The organism is Modestobacter sp. VKM Ac-2978 (assembly GCF_026968025.1).
Classification (GTDB): Bacteria; Actinomycetota; Actinomycetes; order Mycobacteriales; family Geodermatophilaceae; genus Modestobacter.
The window spans coordinates 715,510-730,657 of sequence record NZ_JAPVBP010000001.1; the positions used below are offsets into that span (position 1 = coordinate 715,510).

Here is a 15,148-nt window from a genome sequence, read left to right on the forward strand (position 1 = left end):
CGGGCGGGCTCGCGGCCCGACCGTCAGGTGGCGGGCGACGCTCTGCACGCCTTCCGTCTGCTCTGCCCGCGCTGCAGCACGTGCCGAGCGGAGGAAGAGCGTGCAGAGCGACGGAGGGGCGGCCGGTTCAGAGCCAGGGGAGGGCGAGCACCAGGTCGAGGTCGTCGGGGGCGGCGCCGTCCCGGACCAGGCGGTTGGGCTGGCGGTGGCCGCAGGCGGTGCAGCGGTGCACCACCTGCCAGCCCTTGCCCGACTTCTCGACCAGGCCGATGGGCTCCATCAGCTGCCGGCACTCGCTGGCCCGGTCGCCCGGCAGGTCATCGACGTGCAGCGACCACAGGCACCACGGGCAGTGGTTGCGGTAGTGCCCGTCGGTGTTCGCCGGCACCAGGGTCTGGCAGTGCCCGCAGACGAAGGTGGTGTTCTCCGCCCGCCGGGAACGAGCCCGCCCGCCGTCCACCGTGCCGGCCTCGTCCATCGCGCTCGTCACTGCCCTGACCTCACTGCCCTGGCCGTGAGGTCAGGGGATGAACGGCTCGACGGCCAGGACCTTCACGGAGATGTCCTTGCCGTTCGGGGCCTGGTAGGTGACCGTCGCGCCCGGCGCGGCGCCCACGATCGCCGCACCCAGCGCGGACTCGGGGGAGTAGACGGTCAGGTCGGTGGTGCCGGCGATCTCCCGCGAGCCCAGCAGGAACTTGTCGGTGTCGTCCTCGTCGCCGTCGAAGGCGATGGTGATGACCGTGCCGACGGCGGCGTTGGTCGCCGTCGTGGGCGGCTGGCCGACCCGGGCCTTGCGCAGCAGGTCGGTGAGCTGCCGGATCCGGCCCTCCGCCTTGCCCTGCTCCTCGCGGGCCGCGTGGTAGCCGCCGTTCTCCTTGAGGTCACCCTCCTCGCGGCGGTCGTTGATCTCCTTGGCCATCGCCGGTCGGCTCGCCACCAGCTGCTCGAGCTCGGCTCGCAGCCGGTCGTGGGCCTCCTGCGTCAGCCAGACGCCCTGGTCCTGCTCGTCAGTGGGGGTGGCCACAGTTGCTCCCGGTGCTCGTCGTCGCGACCCGCTGCGCTCGCAGGTCACCGGTGGTCAATCCGAGCAACGTAACACCGGAGCGCGGCCCCGTGCAGCCGTCTACGGAACGGATCCGGCCGGGACGGCTCTCCGACCTCGGAGCCCGCCGGAGTGGCGCGGGGCACACCAGGAGTCGCCGGGGTGCGTGCCACGACCCGTCGGCCGGGGGGACAATGGTGCCTGCGACCGGGCGTGCGTGTCGCGCACGGAGCAGGGCACCGTCGGGCACGGGTTCGACGCGCGGAGCGAGGAGCAGCACACGTGACCGAACCGGACCAGTTGCGCCTGCTCGCGGTGCACGCCCACCCCGACGACGAGTCGAGCAAGGGCGCCGCGACCATGGCCAAGTACGTCGCCGAGGGCGCCCGCGTGATGGTGGCGACCTGCACCGGCGGGGAGCGCGGGTCGGTGTTGAACCCGGCGATGGACCGCCCCGAGGTGTGGGAGCGGATGGCCGAGATCCGCAGCGAGGAGATGGCCCGGGCCCGGGAGGTCCTCGGTGTCGAGCAGGAGTTCCTCGGCTTCGTCGACTCCGGGCTGCCCGAGGGTGACCCGCTGCCGCCGCTCCCGGAGGGCTGCTTCGCCCTGGTGCCGGTCGAGGAGGCCGCCGCGCCCCTGGTCGAGCTCATCCGGCGGTTCCGGCCGCAGGTGGTGCTCACCTACGACGAGCGGGGCGGCTACCCGCACCCCGACCACATCAAGACCCACGACATCTCGGTGCACGCCTTCGAGGCAGCCGGTGACCCGGACCGCTACCCCGACCTCGGGGAGCCCTGGCAGCCAAGCAAGCTCTACTACCACATGGGCTTCACGCTGCCCCGGACGAAGGCGCTGCACGAGGCGATGCTGGCCGAGGGGGCCGAGTCGCCGTACACCGAGTGGCTGGCGAAGTGGGACCCGGCCAACGACATCTCCCACCGGGTGACCACCCGGGTGCCCTGCGCCGAGTACTTCCCGGTTCGGGACGCCGCCCTGATCGCCCACGCCACCCAGATCGACCCCACCGGCCGCTGGTTCTCGGTCCCGCTGGACCTGCAGACCCGCACCTGGCCGACCGAGGACTACGAGCTGGCGCGGTCGCTGGTCGATGTCCCTGTCCCGGAGGACGACCTGTTCGCCGGCGTCCGCACCTCGGAGCGTGTCTCGTGACCACTGCACTCACCCTGCTCGCCGTCCAACAGCAGCCGGTGCCGGAGGACGTCGGCAAGGGCGGTCCGTTCGGGCTGTTGCTCATCGTCGTGCTGCTGATCGCGGTGCTGTGGCTGGGCCGGTCGATGGGCCGGCACCTCAAGAAGGTGCCGCGCAGCTTCGACCCGGCCGACCAGGTCCCGGACAGCCCGGCCGAGCTGATGGTCGACGTCCCGGCCCGGGAGCCGGGGGCCGAGCTGCTGGACAACCTGCGCCGGGCGCCGCTGGCCATCGAGCCGCCACGTCGTCCGCAGGACGGCGGCACTCCGGGTGGGCGGCCCGCCGCCGGCTGACCGATCGCCGGAACGGGGACTGACCCGGGCGAGGGATGCTCACCGGCGTCTGGCGCCCGAGGGGGCGCGGTCGGCGATGATCTCCCGATGGCGACCCAGCAGGCCCGGCGGGACCCCGTACGGCAGGAACGACCCGGGCTCGGCCGATTCGGCACCCGTGCGCTCGAGGTGGGCGAGAACGTCGTCTACGCAGGGATCGCGCTGTTCCTGGTGGTCAGCGCGCTCGTGCTGCTCGTCGTGGCCGGGAAGACGACGTGGGGGATGGTCGGCGACCTCTCGCAGGCCCCGGTGCTCGAGCTGCTCGACGTGCTGCTGCTCGTCTTCATCATCGTCGAGCTGCTGTTCGCGGTGCGGATCACCGTGGAGCGCCGCGAGCTGGTGGCCGAGCCCTTCCTGCTGGTCGGGATCATCGCCTCGATCAAGGAGATCGTCGTGCTGTCGGTCGAGGCGGCGGGGGTCCTGGGCAAGGGGGCGCAGTTCGACGACCGGATGACCGAGATCGGCGTCCTCGGTGTGCTGGTCGTCCTGCTCGGCTGCACGGCCTGGCTGCTGCGGCTGAAGGAGCGCGAGCCCGACGAGGGTGACGCGCCGCCACCGGGCTGATCGGTCGGATCAGCCCCGCGGGCCTCACCAGCGGTGGGCGACGTCCACCACGACGCGAGCGCCGTCGGGCTGTCCCGGCGCACCGGCGAGCACGAACACCCGGAAGGGCAGCCGGGCCCGGGTGCCGACGGCCAGCGTCGTCTGCCCCTCGAAGGAGCCGCCCCAGGCGACCTGGCGCAGCGTGCGCGCGCCGGTGACGTCCACGACCTCGGTGCGGTCGGCGGGCTGGTACGTCGACTCGTAGGTGTCGTCGAACGCGGGAGCCTGGACGACCACCTGCAGCACCGCGCCGCCCCGGACGGGCACCGGCGCCCCGGAGCCCTGGGCGCCCACCTGGTCGACGTACCGGACGAAGTAGCCGGCCGACCCGTCGGCACCCTGCAGGTCGACGACCAGCCGGTCGAAGCACGGGTGCTGCCCGGTGCGGACGTCGGTGATCGTGCCCCACGGGCTGGCGGGCGGCTGGCTCTCCAGCAGCGATCCCCAGCGGATGCCGCAGTACGGGTCGCTGGCCGCCTGGGCCGGCAGTGCGCCGCCCAGCAGCCCGAGGGTGCTGAGCAGCACCACGACCAACATGCGTGGGCTCGTTCCGTTCCGGTTCACGGCCACCTCCTCGACGTCGTCCCAGGATCTGTATCCCATCCGGCGGCGGGGGAACATGACGATCTTGTGACGCCGCCCGTCAGGCGGTGCCCTCCGCGGCGATCAGGTCGGCGACCTCCTGAGGGCGCTCGCTGCAGTCGTCGCCGGAGTCAGGCTCGTCGGCGGCCAGCCCGGTGATGCCGACGTCCTCGACCGGCTGGAACCCCAGCCGGTCGAGGTGGCGGGGCAGCCGGTTCTGCGCGTTGACCACGTGCGAGCGGGACAGCCAGCCCAGGCCGTCCTCGACCTCGAAGTCGAGCCCACCACCCGGGGCGCGGCGGACGTGCCCGGGGGAGGGGAGCAGGCCGGCCAGCTGGATCGCCTGCTCGGGGTACAGGGTGTCCGGCGGGGTGTCGAAGTAGTACCAGCTGGCCGCGCAGACGCCGTACAGCGTGGGGCCGAACTGGGCGTGGTTGACGTAGAGCTCGAGCATCCGCCGGTCGTCGACGACCAGGGCCAGCTCCGCGGCCAGGCCGGCCTCCACCGCCTTGCGCCAGGCGCTCAGCTCCTGGTTGAGGAACAGGTTCTTGGCCACCTGCTGCGGGATGGTCGAGCCGGACGGGTCGTCCTCGCCGCGCAGGTGGGCCTGCGCGCGGGAGAACAGCACATCCCACTCGAAGGCGCCCGAGCGGTAGGGGAGCGGGGCGTCCTCGTGGGCGATGACCGCGGCGAGGAAGTTCCGGGAGACGTGCTCGACCGGCACGGACTGCTGGATCGAGCCGGCCGGGTTGGCGGCCATGAACGCCGTCGTGGGCGGGTCCACCCACCGCAGCGCGACCATCACCAGGGCCTGGACGACGAACACCACGGCGAGCAGCCGACCGATCCTCCGGAGGACGCCGCGGCGTCCTCCCGAGGACCGGTCCCGCCGCCACGGGCGCCGGGGCTGCTCCGGAGCCGGCGGCCGCCCGGCGGCGGGACGGTCGCGCCGCCAGGGCCGCCGCGGGCGGGACTGCTCGTCTGCGCCTGCGGGCGGGTACCGGTCGGCTGCGCCCGGCGGTGGGCCGTACCGGTCGTCGTGGGCAGGCGGGAACTGGTCGAACGGCGGGCCGGGTGGGTACGCGGGGTCCGGCGGTGGCCCGTCGGCCGGGCGGCGGAACCGCGCGGTCGGCCGGCGATCCGGCGGGACGTGGGCCATGGGTGGAGCTCCAGGTGCTGACAGCGAGCCGTCATCGTACGTGCGGCGGTCGTGGCCCCCGGCCCACCGCGCGCTCCCGGGCGGGGCGCGCGAGCGGGCGCAGCGTGTCCGCTCTCAGCGCAGCGCCGAGGCGGCCAACGAGGTGATTACACGATTACGGTGTTCGTGTTGGCTTGAATCGAGGAGGAACCGTGCACGCACACCACCGTTTCCCACCCGAGGGCTTCCCCGGTCGCGGGCGTGCCCGTGGCCGCGCCGCGGACAGCCCACCGCCGGTCGAACGCGCCGAGGTCGCCGGCTGGTTCGCCGGCCGGCTCCCCGACGAGTGGTTCACCGGCCCGGTCGAGCTGGTCGTCGACCGGGACGAGATCACCGTCGTGGGGTCGGTCCCCGAGCCCGAGGCGGGTGAGGGCGACCCGGCGGCCGCCCGCGCGGGGCGGATCGCCCGCTTCCGCGAGCAGACCCGCGGCCAGCGGATGGCGATCGCCGATGCCGCCCAGGAGCGCTACGGCCGCTCGGTCGCCTGGGGTGCGGCCTGCGGCGACGTCCGGGAGCTGTTCACCACGCTCTCGGTCCCGGTGATGACCCGACTGCGCCAGCCCGAGCGTCTGGTGCTGGACACCCTGGTCGACGCCGGCGTGGCCCGGTCCCGGTCCGAGGCGCTGGTCTGGGCCGTGCGCCTGGTCGGCCAGCACGCCGACGACTGGCTGGCCGAGCTGCGGCAGGCCATGGCCGCCGTGGAGGAGGTGCGCGCGCGGGGTCCCCGGTAGGAGGGCCGCGGCCCGTGCGGGGACCAGGGGACACTGGGTGCCGTGCCCGACACCGCTGAGCCCACCGCCACCGACGTGCTCGTGGTGGGGGCCGGTCCCGCCGGGGCGGCTGCGGCCGCCTGGGCCGCGCGCGGCGGCGCCGACGTCGTCCTCGCCGACGCCGCCGTCTTCCCCCGCGACAAGACGTGCGGTGACGGCCTGACCCCCCGGGCCATCGCCGAGCTCGACCGGCTGGGGCTCGGTGACTGGGTGCGCTCGCACGGCCGCAACCGAGGGCTCCGGGCGGCCGGCTTCGGCCAGGAGCTGCTGCTGCCCTGGCCCGGTGGCGCGCTGCCCGACCACGGCGGCGCCGTCCCCCGCACGGAGCTGGACGCCCGGATCCGCTCGGTGGCCCTGGACTCGGGCGCCACCCCGCTGGAGGGTGCCCGCGCGGTGGACGTCGAGCGGGACGGCGACCGGGTGGCCGCGGTGGTGTTCCGCCGTCCCGACGGGTCGACGACGACGGTCCGCTGCCGCCGGCTCGTGGTGGCCGACGGCGTCCGCTCGCCGCTGGGCCGGGTGCTCGGCCGGGAGTGGCACCGCGACACCGTCTACGGGGTGGCCGCACGCGGCTACGTGCGCTCCGGTCGCAGCGACGACGAGTGGATCAGCTCGCACCTGGAGCTGCGTGGGGCCGAGGGCGAGCTGCTGTCCGGCTACGGCTGGGTGTTCCCGCTGGGTGCCGAGCGCGGTGAGGTCAACGTCGGGGTCGGCACGCTGGCGACCGAGCGCCGTCCGGCCGAGGTGCGGCTGCGCAGCCTGCTGGAGCTCTACACCGACCAGCGGCGCGCGGAGTGGCAGATCGACGGCGCCGTGCAGGCCCCGGCCAGTGCGCTGCTGCCGATGGGCGGTGCGGTCTCCGGCGTGGCCGGGCGCAACTGGGCGCTGGTCGGGGACGCCGCGGGCTGCGTCAACCCGCTCAACGGCGAGGGCATCGACTACGGGCTGGAGACCGGCCGCAGCGTGGTCGACCTGTTCGACGACGACGACTGGTCGCAGGCCTGGCCCACGACGCTGCGCCGGCACTACGGCGAGGCGTTCTCCATCGCCCGCCGGCTGGCCGGGCTGCTCACCGTGCCCCGGTTCCTGCCGGCCGCCGGCCCAGTGGGCATGCGGTCGCGGGTGCTGATGACCGTCGCCCTGCGGGTCATGGGCAACCTGGTGACCGACACCGACCGGGACGTCGTCGCCCGCGCCTGGCGCCGGGCCGGCCGGCTCTCGGTGCGGCTGGACCACCGCCCGCCGTTCGCCTGAGCTGCTCCCTGCGCAGGCTCGCGCACGACGCGCCGGACCGCCGGGTGCTGGCTACTGCGTGATGCGCAGTACTGTGCGTTCCACACCGACGAGCCGGAGGACCCCGATGGACACCACGCAACTGCTCAAGGGGGTGCTGGACCTCGCCGTCCTCGCGGTGCTCGATGGTGAGGACGGCTACGGCTACGACGTCGTCCGGCGGCTGCGCGCCGGGGGGCTGGAGGAGGTCGGCGACGCCTCGGTCTACGGCACGCTGCGGCGGCTGTACGCCGCGGGCCACCTGACCAGCTACGTCGTCCCCTCGGCCGAGGGTCCGCACCGCAAGTACTACGGGCTCAACGTCTCCGGGCGGGCACAGCTGGAGATCGCGACCAAGACCTGGCAGGGCTTCGCCGACACGATGGCGGCCCTGCTGACGACCGACCGGGAGGTGGCGGCATGACCGGCGCGACGAGTGTGGGCCGGCAGGCCGAGGTGGCGGAGTACGCGGCGGCGGTGCGCGCTGCGCTGACCGACGTCCCGGCCGACCGGTACGAAGAGCTGTTGGAGGACCTCGAGGACCACCTGGCGGAGGTGGCCGCGGACGGCGATGCGCCGCTGGAGTTCCGGCTGGGCTCGCCCCGCCACTACGCCGACGAGCTGCGGACCGCCGCCGGGTTGCCGGCTGCGCCGGCGGCCGAGGACGAGCAGGTCGGCCTGACCGAGCTGGTCGCCCGGCTCCGGTCGTGGGCGCCGGTGCGGCAGGTCGAGGCGTTCCTCCCCGAGCTGCGGCCGGCGTGGTGGGTGGTGCGGGCCTGGGCGGCGGTGACCGCGGTGGACGTGGTGTTCGTCGGGGGCACGTCCTTCCCGGTGCCCACCCTCGGGCTCGGCCCGATCGGCCTGCTGGTCACCGGTGCCGCGATCGCCTGGTCGGTGCGGCTCGGCCTGCAGGCCCGGGCGGAGGGGCGGGAGCCGGGGCGCCGCGCCGCGCTGGTCAACGCCGGGCTGGGGCTGCTGACGCTCGTCGCCCTCGTCGGCCTGGCCGACGGACCCGGCGTCGCCACCGCCGAGCAGGTGTACGTCGAGGACGCGCAGCCGGACCACCTGGTGCACGAGGACGGCACACCGATCACCAACATCCTGCCGTTCTCCTCGACCGGGGAACCGCTGACCGGCGTCCTGCTCTACGACCAGGACGGGCGCCCGATCGACGGGCTCGCCGACGCGACGGTCGACGGCGAGCAGGTCGAGACGGTGCCGGACGCACCGCTGCAGCCGGGGAACGCCTACCCGCAGCAGCGACAGGTGCTGAGCTGGGACCAGTACGGCGAGGAGACCGCCGTCCCGATGCCGCTGCCGAGCATCGCCCCCAGCACCGACGTCGCCCCCAGCACGGGCGTCGCCCCCAGCACCGGCGTCACGCCGGAAGCGGAGCCGGAGCCGGCGCCGGCGCCGGCCGTGCCGGGGGAGACCCCCCTGACCGATCCGGGCGCGCCGCCGACGCCCTGAGCGGCCGGCCGGCTCAGGCGAGCGGGGAGCGGTAGATCACGAAGTAGATGGCGATGTAGTGGCAGAGGGCGGCCACGATCGTCAGCGCGTGGAACACCTCGTGGTAGCCGAAGGTGCCCGGCCAGGGGTTGGGCCGCTTGCTGGCGTAGGCGATCGCCCCGACGCTGTAGAGCAGTCCGCCGACGCACAGCAGCACCAGTGCGGTGACGCCGGCCAGTTGCAGGATGTCGACCAGCACGAACACCGCTGCCCAGCCCAGGGCCAGGTAGATCGGCACCCCCAGCCAGCGGGGTGCGTGCGGCCAGGCCACCTTCAGCGCCACGCCCAGCACGGCACCGGCCCAGACGAGGGCGAGCAGCCACCGGCCGGTCGGTTCGGGGACGGCGAGCAGCGCGAACGGCGTGTACGTGCCGGCGATGAACACGAAGATCATCGAGTGGTCAGCGCGCTTCATCAGCTGCCAGCCGCGCGGTGACCAGCGTCGGCGGTGGTAGAGGGCGCTGACCCCGAAGAGCCCGAGGATTGTGACGCAGTACAACGCCACCGACCACCCGGCGCGCGCGCCCTGCACGGCGGCCAGCGGGATGAGCACCGCCCCGGCGATGACCGACCCGAAGAACGCGAAGAGGTGCAGCCAGCCCCGCATCCGGGGGCGGGTGTCGGGGTGGTCGTGCTCGCCGTCTTCCGCCAGTGGCCACTCGCCCTGGCGCTCGACGGACTCGACCCGTTCGCCCTCCGCATGGACGGCGGCCACCGCCTCGCCGGCCGGCGCCTCGATCTCAGCGCCGTCAGCGGTGACCCGGGCGTGGTCCTCGTGGTCTGAGGAGACGCTCATGAGCCGAGGCTACGGAGCAGGGGGTGACGCGTCATCCCGGGCCGGGTGTGATCTCCCTGGGAACGCGCCGGCCCGGTCCGGCGCGCGGTCCGGCCGCACGGGGAGGCGGCACCTAGGGTGAGGGCGTGGGGGTGCGCGCGAGGGTCCGGGACGCGCTCACCGTCGTCTACGAGCGCCGGCTGGCCCGCGGCCTGGTGGGCGCCGACACCCCACGGCACGTCGGCGTGATCATCGACGGGAACCGGCGCTGGGCCCGGGCCATCGGCCTGGAGGACGTCAGCGAGGGGCACCGCCGCGGCGCGGACAAGATCGCCGACCTGCTCTCCTGGTGCGACGAGGCCGGCGTCGAGGTGGTCACCCTCTTCCTGCTGTCGACCGACAACCTGAGCCGGCCGGCCCCCGAGCTCACCCCGCTGCTCCGGATCATCGAGGGCGTCGCCTGCGACCTGGCCGGTCCGGACCGGCGGTGGCACCTGCGGGCGGTGGGCGCACTCGAGCTGCTGCCGGCGGAGACCGTCGCCGTGCTGACCCGGGCCGAGCGCGACACCCGGGAGCGTCCGGGGGCGACGGTGAACCTGGCGGTCGGCTACGGCGGACGCCGGGAGATCGCCGACGCCGTCCGGTCGCTGCTGGCCGAGCACGTCCAGCGGGGGACGACGCTGCCGGACCTGATCGAGGTGCTCGACGCCGACCACATCGCCGAGCACCTCTACACCCGTGGGCAGCCCGACCCGGACCTCGTCATCCGCACCAGCGGCGAGCAGCGGCTCTCCGGGTTCCTGACCTGGCAGACCGCCCACTCGGAGTTCTACTTCACCGACGTCTACTGGCCGGAGTTCCGCCGGGTCGACTTCCTGCGGGCGCTGCGCGCCTACGCCGCCCGGCACCGCCGCTTCGGCGGCTGACCCGGACCTGCCCGGGACGGCGGCCCGTGGGCTGGGAGACTCTGGGCATGGCAGCCGGCGCGGTCGACGTCCCCCTGGAGTACGTGCGGCTGGGGCTGCGCTTCGACCGGCTCGAGCCCGGCTTCGTCGACGCCTACACCGGCGAGCAGCGGCTGCGGGCCCAGGTCGCCGACGAGCCGGCGCCGCAGCCGCACCAGCTGCGTGACCAGGCCCGGGCGCTGCTGGGCGAGCTCGACTCCGCCGCCCTGCCGGCCGACCGGACCGCCTACCTGCGCGGTCAGCTCACCGGGCTGGAGTGCTCCGCCCGCAAGCTGGGCGGTGAGCCGGTCGGCTTCATCGCCGAGGTCGAGGCCTACTTCCAGGTGTCGGTCGCCCTCGGCGACCCGGCCGAGTACGCCGCCGCGCACGCCGAGCTCGAGCAGCTGCTGCCCGGCAGCGGGACGCTGGCGGAGCGATACGCGGTGCACCGGCGGCGGGAGGAGTGCCCGCCCCAGCGGCTGGAGGAGGCGGTGCACGCGCTCTCCTCCGCGCTGCGCGACCGGGTGCGCGGCCAGTACGGCCTGCCCGAGGCCGAGACGGTGCGCTACGAGGTGGTCACCGACAAGCCGTGGTCGGGGTTCAACTACTACGAGGGCGACTACCGCTCCCGGGTCGCGATCAACGCCGACCTGCCGCACCGGCTCGCGCAGCTGCCGCACCTGGTCGCGCACGAGTCCTACCCCGGGCACCACACCGAGCACTGCCGCAAGGAGCGCGGGCTGGTCGAGCGCGACCAGCACCTGGAGCACACCGTGTTCCTGGTCAACACCCCCGAGTGCCTGATGGCCGAGGGGCTGGCCGACCTGGGCGTCGAGGCGTCGATCGGCGCCGGGTGGGGGCCCTGGGCCGCCGACGTGCTCGGTGACCTGGGCCTGCGCTTCGACGGGCACCTGGCCGAGCGGGTCGCCGCCGCGGCCGCACCGCTGAACCGGGTGCGCCAGGACGCCGCCATCCTGCTGCACGACCGCGGCGCCGACCCCGACGTAGTGATCGCCCACCTCCAGCGCTGGGGTCTGGTGAGCCACGACCGCGCCGTCCAGCAGCTGCGCTTCCTCACCGACCCGCTGTGGCGGGCCTACATCTCCACCTACGTCGAGGGCTTCGACCTGCTCTCCGCGTGGCTGGCCGCCCGGCCGGCCGGGCAGCCCGTCGCCGACCGGTTCCTGCGGCTGCTGGACGAGCCGCTGACGCCGGCGGTCGTCACCGCCGAGCTGGCCGGCGCCTGACCGTCGTGGCGAGCGGGACGACGGAGGAGCGGCAGGCCCTGGGGCTGTGGACGGCGGGCTGGCTGGCGCTGTTCCTGCTGGCCGGACTGCTGTGGCTGGGCGACGTGTCGCTGCAGTGGCCGGTGCTGCTGGTCCCGGCGGCCTGGGCGCTGGTCGTGCTCCGGCCGCGCCGGTCGTCCACCGAGAGCTGAACCCGGTCGACTCCTGTCGGTGCGCCGGTGGAGGATCCCCGGCGTGATCCACGCCCGCGGGCTCGCCCGCACCTTCCGGAAGAAGAAGCAGGAGGTGCACGCCGTCGCCGGCGTGGACCTCGACGTCGAGGCCGGGGAGATCGTCGGCTTCCTGGGCCCCAACGGCGCGGGCAAGACCACCACGCTGCGGATGCTGACCACCCTGCTGGAGCCCACCGCCGGCACCGCCACCGTGGCCGGCTGCGACCTGATCGCCGACCCGGTCGGGGTGCGCCGCCGGATCGGCTACGTCTCGCAGAGCGGCTCGACCGCGCCCGAGGCCCGGGCCGGGGAGGAGGTCGTCGACCACGCCCGGCTGTACGGGATCAGCACCGAGGAGGCGACCGCCCGCGGCAAGCAGCTGTTCCGTGAGCTCGACCTCGACGGCCTCTGGGAACGTCAGCCGAAGGCCATGTCCGGCGGCCAGCGCCGTCGGCTGGACATCGCGCTGGGCCTGGTGCACGTCCCGGGCCTGGTCTTCCTCGACGAGCCGACCACCGGGCTCGACCCGCAGGCCCGGGCGAACCTGTGGCAGCACATCCGCGGCCTGCGCGCCGAGCGCGGGACGACGGTCTTCCTGACCACGCACTACCTCGACGAGGCCGACGCGCTGTGCGACCGGATCCTGGTCATCGACTCCGGCCGCATCGTCGCCGCCGGCACCCCCGACCAGCTCAAGTCCGACGTCGGCGGCGACGTCCTGACCGTCACCGCCGAGCACGCGGACGCCGCCGGGCAGGTCGCCGCCCTGATGGCCGCACTGCCCGGGGCGGAGGCGCCCCAGGTCGACGGCCCCCGGGTGGTCGGCCGCGCCCCGAACGGGGGTGCCGCGCTGGTCGCGCTCGTCCGTGAGCTGGACGCCGCCGGCATCGCCGTGGCCGGCATCGAGAGCCGCCGGCCCAGCCTGGACGACGTGTTCCTCGGCCTCACCGGCCGGTCGCTGCGCGAGACCGGGGCGCCGCCCGCCGTCCCCACCGAGTCGCTGGAGGCAGCCCGATGAGCACGGTCGCGACCCCGCCGGAGGCCACGCCGCCCGCGACCACCACGACCAGTGCCACCGCGACCAGCAACCTGGTCCGGGACACCTACACCGTCTTCGCCCGGGCGATGCGGATGTCGCTGCGCAACCCGGCCTGGCTGGTGATCAGCCTGATGCAGCCGATCCTCTACATCACCCTCTTCGGCCCGCTGCTGACCTCCGATGCCGTCCAGCTCGGCGCGGGCAACGCCTACCAGGTGTTCGTGCCCGGGATCCTCGTCCAGCTGGGCATCTTCGGTGCACTGTTCGTCGGGTTCGGGCTGATCGCGGAGTACCGGGCCGGCGTCATCGAGAGCCAGCGGGTCACCCCGGCCAGCCGCACGGCGCTGTTGCTGGGGCGGGTGCTGCGCGACGTCGTCGTCCTGCTGGTGCAGGGCACGCTGCTCGTGCTGGTGGCCATCCCGCTCGGGCTGCGCGCACCGGTGGCCGGGGTGCTGCTGACCCTGGTGGTCATCGCGCTGCTGGGTGCCGCGTTCGCCTCGGTCTCCTACGCGCTCGCGCTGACGCTGAAGAGCGAGGACGCCTTCGCGCCGCTGCTCAACGCCGTCGTCCTGCCGGTGCTGCTCCTGTCGGGCATCCTGCTGCCGATGTCGCTGGCCCCCGGCTGGCTGCAGGCGATCAGCGACGTCAACCCGCTCAAGCACGTGGTCGAGGGCACCCGTGCCTTCTTCGACGGCGACTACGGCAGCAGCACCGCGTGGTGGGGTGCTGGGCTCACCGTCGCCATGGGCGTGGCGGGCTGGTGGTTCGGCGTCCGACGTTTCCGGCAGGAGTCCAGCTGACGAACGGCGCACCACGGGTCACCCGATGGCGTGTCGGGGGGGTGCTTTCGTCGGTACCGGGGCCTAGCGTCGGCGGTGGAGGACGAGCTCACCTCGCCCTCCACGGGAGGCCCGGTTGGTGCGAGGCAGTTCATCCACCAGAGGGGCCGCGTCCTGGCCCCAGCGCCGGGGCCCGGCCACCTTCGAGCCGGGGCGCGCCTTGTCATCAGGGTGTCGCTCCACGGGAGCCGACTCGTGAGCACTCGCCGTACCTACGTCCTCGACACCTCCGTGCTCCTCTCCGACCCGGGCGCCCTGTTGCGCTTCGACGAACACGACGTCGTCGTGCCGCTCGTCGTCATCGGTGAGCTCGAGGACAAGCGCGACCACCCCGACCTCGGCTGGTTCGCCCGGCAGACCCTGCGGATGCTCGACGACCTGCGGGTGCAGCACGGCCGGCTGGACGCCCCGCTGCCGGTCGGCGACCAGGGCGGATCGCTGCACGTCGAGCTGAACCACAGCGACCCGTCGGTGCTGCCGCCCGGGTTCCGCAACGACAGCAACGACAGCCGGATCATGGTCGTCGCGCTCAACCTGCGCAGCGAGGGCCGGGACGTCTGCCTGGTGACGAAGGACGTCCCGCTCCGGGTCAAGGCCGCCGCCGTGGGGCTGGACACCGAGGAGTACCGCGGGCTGGGGGCGGTCGACACCGGCTGGACCGGGATGGCCGAGCTGGCGGTCGAGGAGTCCGACGTCCAGGCGCTGTACGACGCCGGCACGGTGTACCTCGAGGCCGCCGCGGAGCTGCCCACCCACACCGGGCTGGTCATGCTCTCCGGCCGCGGGTCCGCGCTGGGCCGGGTGACCCCGGACAAGCAGGTGCGGCTGGTCCGCGGCGACCGGGACGCCTTCGGGCTGCACGGGCGCTCCGCCGAGCAGCGGGTCGCCCTGGACCTGCTGCTCGACCCGGAGATCGGCATCGTCTCGATGGGCGGCCGGGCCGGCACCGGCAAGTCGGCGCTGGCGCTGTGCGCCGGGCTGGAGTCGGTGATGGAGCGGCGGGCGCACAAGAAGGTCGTGATCTTCCGGCCGCTGTACGCCGTCGGCGGGCAGGAGCTCGGCTACCTGCCGGGCAGCGAGGGCGAGAAGATGGCGCCCTGGGCCCAGGCGGTGTTCGACACCCTCGGCGCCCTGGTCTCCGGCGACGTAGTCCAGGAGATCGTGGCGCGCGGGCTGATCGAGGTGCTGCCGCTGACCCACATCCGCGGCCGCTCGCTGCACGACTCGTTCGTGATCGTCGACGAGGCGCAGTCGCTGGAGCGCGGTGTGCTGCTCACCGTGCTCTCCCGGCTGGGCACCAACTCCCGCGTCGTCCTCACCCACGACGTGGCGCAGCGGGACAACCTCCGGGTCGGCCGGCACGACGGCGTCACCGCGGTGATCGACCGCCTCAAGGGCCACCCGCTCTTCGCCCACGTGACCCTGACCCGCTCGGAGCGCTCGCCCATCGCCGCCCTGGTGACCGAGATGCTGGAAGACCTCCCCCTCTGACGGGCCGCCTGACCCCCGCTCTTGCGCCGTTCCTGTCGCTCTCGCGCACCTGCACCAGCGCGAGAGCGTGGACAACGGCGC

At 74.2% G+C, this 15,148-nt stretch carries 18 protein-coding genes; 13 read left to right on the forward strand and 5 right to left on the reverse strand.

Annotation, left to right across the window (positions count from 1 at the left end; genetic code table 11):
* Positions 1 to 127: 127 nt before the first annotated feature.
* A complete protein-coding gene (locus O2W53_RS03375) occupies positions 128 to 490 on the reverse strand; it encodes an RNHCP domain-containing protein (RefSeq protein ID WP_231558541.1) in 363 nt (120 codons plus the stop codon).
* A gap of 30 nt (positions 491 to 520) precedes the next feature.
* Positions 521 to 1,027: a transcription elongation factor GreA gene (gene greA, locus O2W53_RS03380; protein ID WP_269161621.1), complete on the reverse strand. Its 507-nt coding sequence runs from the start codon at positions 1,025 to 1,027 to the stop codon at positions 521 to 523.
* A gap of 300 nt (positions 1,028 to 1,327) precedes the next feature.
* Between greA and mca the strand changes: the two genes are divergently transcribed.
* The 3 genes from mca (at position 1,328) to O2W53_RS03395 (ending at position 3,150) form a co-directional block, all read left to right on the forward strand.
* Positions 1,328 to 2,215: a mycothiol conjugate amidase Mca gene (gene mca, locus O2W53_RS03385; RefSeq protein WP_164700049.1), complete on the forward strand. Its 888-nt coding sequence runs from the start codon at positions 1,328 to 1,330 to the stop codon at positions 2,213 to 2,215.
* On the forward strand, positions 2,212 to 2,547 hold the full coding sequence (locus tag O2W53_RS03390) for a hypothetical protein (protein WP_269161622.1): 336 nt from the start codon (positions 2,212 to 2,214) through the stop codon (positions 2,545 to 2,547). The genes mca and O2W53_RS03390 overlap by 4 nt, the downstream gene beginning before the upstream one ends.
* An 87-nt stretch (positions 2,548 to 2,634) precedes the next feature.
* A complete protein-coding gene (locus O2W53_RS03395; RefSeq protein WP_269161623.1) occupies positions 2,635 to 3,150 on the forward strand; it encodes a phosphate-starvation-inducible PsiE family protein in 516 nt (171 codons plus the stop codon).
* Positions 3,151 to 3,174: 24 nt separating this feature from the next.
* On the opposite strand, the gene O2W53_RS03400 is transcribed toward O2W53_RS03395, so the two are convergent.
* The gene (locus tag O2W53_RS03400; protein ID WP_269161624.1) at positions 3,175 to 3,726 is read right to left on the reverse strand and encodes an AMIN-like domain-containing (lipo)protein; all 552 of its coding nucleotides are present in this window, start codon (positions 3,724 to 3,726) and stop codon (positions 3,175 to 3,177) included.
* A gap of 106 nt (positions 3,727 to 3,832) precedes the next feature.
* Positions 3,833 to 4,600 (reverse strand): transglycosylase domain-containing protein, encoded by a 768-nt coding sequence (locus O2W53_RS03405; RefSeq protein WP_269161625.1) that lies wholly within the window; start codon positions 4,598 to 4,600, stop codon positions 3,833 to 3,835.
* Positions 4,601 to 5,121: 521 nt separating this feature from the next.
* On the opposite strand from O2W53_RS03405, the gene O2W53_RS03410 reads away from it, so the two are divergent.
* The 4 genes from O2W53_RS03410 to O2W53_RS03425 all read left to right on the forward strand — a co-directional run bounded on the left by O2W53_RS03410 (position 5,122) and on the right by O2W53_RS03425 (position 8,481).
* The gene (locus tag O2W53_RS03410) at positions 5,122 to 5,700 is read left to right on the forward strand and encodes a hypothetical protein (RefSeq protein WP_269161626.1); all 579 of its coding nucleotides are present in this window, start codon (positions 5,122 to 5,124) and stop codon (positions 5,698 to 5,700) included.
* A gap of 42 nt (positions 5,701 to 5,742) precedes the next feature.
* Entirely contained in the window at positions 5,743 to 6,993 is a 1,251-nt protein-coding gene (locus O2W53_RS03415; RefSeq protein WP_269161627.1) for a geranylgeranyl reductase family protein, read from the forward strand.
* Between the two features lie 106 nt (positions 6,994 to 7,099).
* Entirely contained in the window at positions 7,100 to 7,435 is a 336-nt protein-coding gene (locus O2W53_RS03420) for a PadR family transcriptional regulator (RefSeq protein ID WP_269161628.1), read from the forward strand.
* Positions 7,432 to 8,481: an HAAS signaling domain-containing protein gene (locus O2W53_RS03425; RefSeq protein ID WP_269161629.1), complete on the forward strand. Its 1,050-nt coding sequence runs from the start codon at positions 7,432 to 7,434 to the stop codon at positions 8,479 to 8,481. Before O2W53_RS03420 ends, O2W53_RS03425 begins: the two co-directional genes overlap by 4 nt.
* Positions 8,482 to 8,494: 13 nt before the next feature.
* Here O2W53_RS03425 and trhA read toward each other — a convergent pair whose 3' ends face one another.
* Positions 8,495 to 9,316, reverse strand: a complete 822-nt coding sequence (gene trhA / locus O2W53_RS03430) for a PAQR family membrane homeostasis protein TrhA (protein WP_269161630.1) — start codon at positions 9,314 to 9,316, stop codon at positions 8,495 to 8,497.
* Between the two features lie 125 nt (positions 9,317 to 9,441).
* Here trhA and O2W53_RS03435 point away from each other — a divergent pair, with 125 nt between their 5' ends.
* The 6 genes from O2W53_RS03435 (at position 9,442) to O2W53_RS03460 (ending at position 15,067) form a co-directional block, all read left to right on the forward strand.
* Positions 9,442 to 10,221: an isoprenyl transferase gene (locus O2W53_RS03435; protein ID WP_269161631.1), complete on the forward strand. Its 780-nt coding sequence runs from the start codon at positions 9,442 to 9,444 to the stop codon at positions 10,219 to 10,221.
* 47 nt (positions 10,222 to 10,268) lie between these two features.
* Positions 10,269 to 11,486, forward strand: coding sequence for a DUF885 domain-containing protein (locus O2W53_RS03440; RefSeq protein ID WP_269161632.1), 1,218 nt, complete (start codon positions 10,269 to 10,271; stop codon positions 11,484 to 11,486).
* A 5-nt stretch (positions 11,487 to 11,491) separates the two neighbouring features.
* Complete coding sequence (locus O2W53_RS03445) at positions 11,492 to 11,677, forward strand: hypothetical protein (RefSeq protein ID WP_269161633.1); 186 nt, start codon at positions 11,492 to 11,494, stop codon at positions 11,675 to 11,677.
* A gap of 43 nt (positions 11,678 to 11,720) precedes the next feature.
* Positions 11,721 to 12,716 carry an ATP-binding cassette domain-containing protein gene (locus O2W53_RS03450; RefSeq protein ID WP_269161634.1) on the forward strand — a complete coding sequence of 332 codons (996 nt, stop codon included), beginning with the start codon at positions 11,721 to 11,723 and terminating at the stop codon, positions 12,714 to 12,716.
* The gene (locus O2W53_RS03455) at positions 12,713 to 13,537 is read left to right on the forward strand and encodes an ABC transporter permease (protein WP_269161635.1); all 825 of its coding nucleotides are present in this window, start codon (positions 12,713 to 12,715) and stop codon (positions 13,535 to 13,537) included. Before O2W53_RS03450 ends, O2W53_RS03455 begins: the two co-directional genes overlap by 4 nt.
* Before the next feature lie 234 nt (positions 13,538 to 13,771).
* Complete coding sequence (locus tag O2W53_RS03460; protein ID WP_269161636.1) at positions 13,772 to 15,067, forward strand: PhoH family protein; 1,296 nt, start codon at positions 13,772 to 13,774, stop codon at positions 15,065 to 15,067.
* Positions 15,068 to 15,148 lie beyond the last annotated feature (81 nt).

Excerpts from the sequence above, each read along its gene's own strand:
- O2W53_RS03395 (WP_269161623.1), top strand. The coding sequence starts at position 2,635 with ATGGCGACCCAGCAGGCCCGGCGGGACCCCGTACGGCAGGAACGACCC.
- O2W53_RS03400 (WP_269161624.1), bottom strand. The coding sequence starts at position 3,726 with ATGTTGGTCGTGGTGCTGCTCAGCACCCTCGGGCTGCTGGGCGGCGCA.
- O2W53_RS03420 (WP_269161628.1), top strand. The coding sequence starts at position 7,100 with ATGGACACCACGCAACTGCTCAAGGGGGTGCTGGACCTCGCCGTCCTC.
- O2W53_RS03425 (WP_269161629.1), top strand. The coding sequence starts at position 7,432 with ATGACCGGCGCGACGAGTGTGGGCCGGCAGGCCGAGGTGGCGGAGTAC.
- trhA (WP_269161630.1), bottom strand. The coding sequence starts at position 9,316 with ATGAGCGTCTCCTCAGACCACGAGGACCACGCCCGGGTCACCGCTGAC.
- O2W53_RS03440 (WP_269161632.1), top strand. The coding sequence starts at position 10,269 with ATGGCAGCCGGCGCGGTCGACGTCCCCCTGGAGTACGTGCGGCTGGGG.
- O2W53_RS03455 (WP_269161635.1), top strand. The coding sequence starts at position 12,713 with ATGAGCACGGTCGCGACCCCGCCGGAGGCCACGCCGCCCGCGACCACC.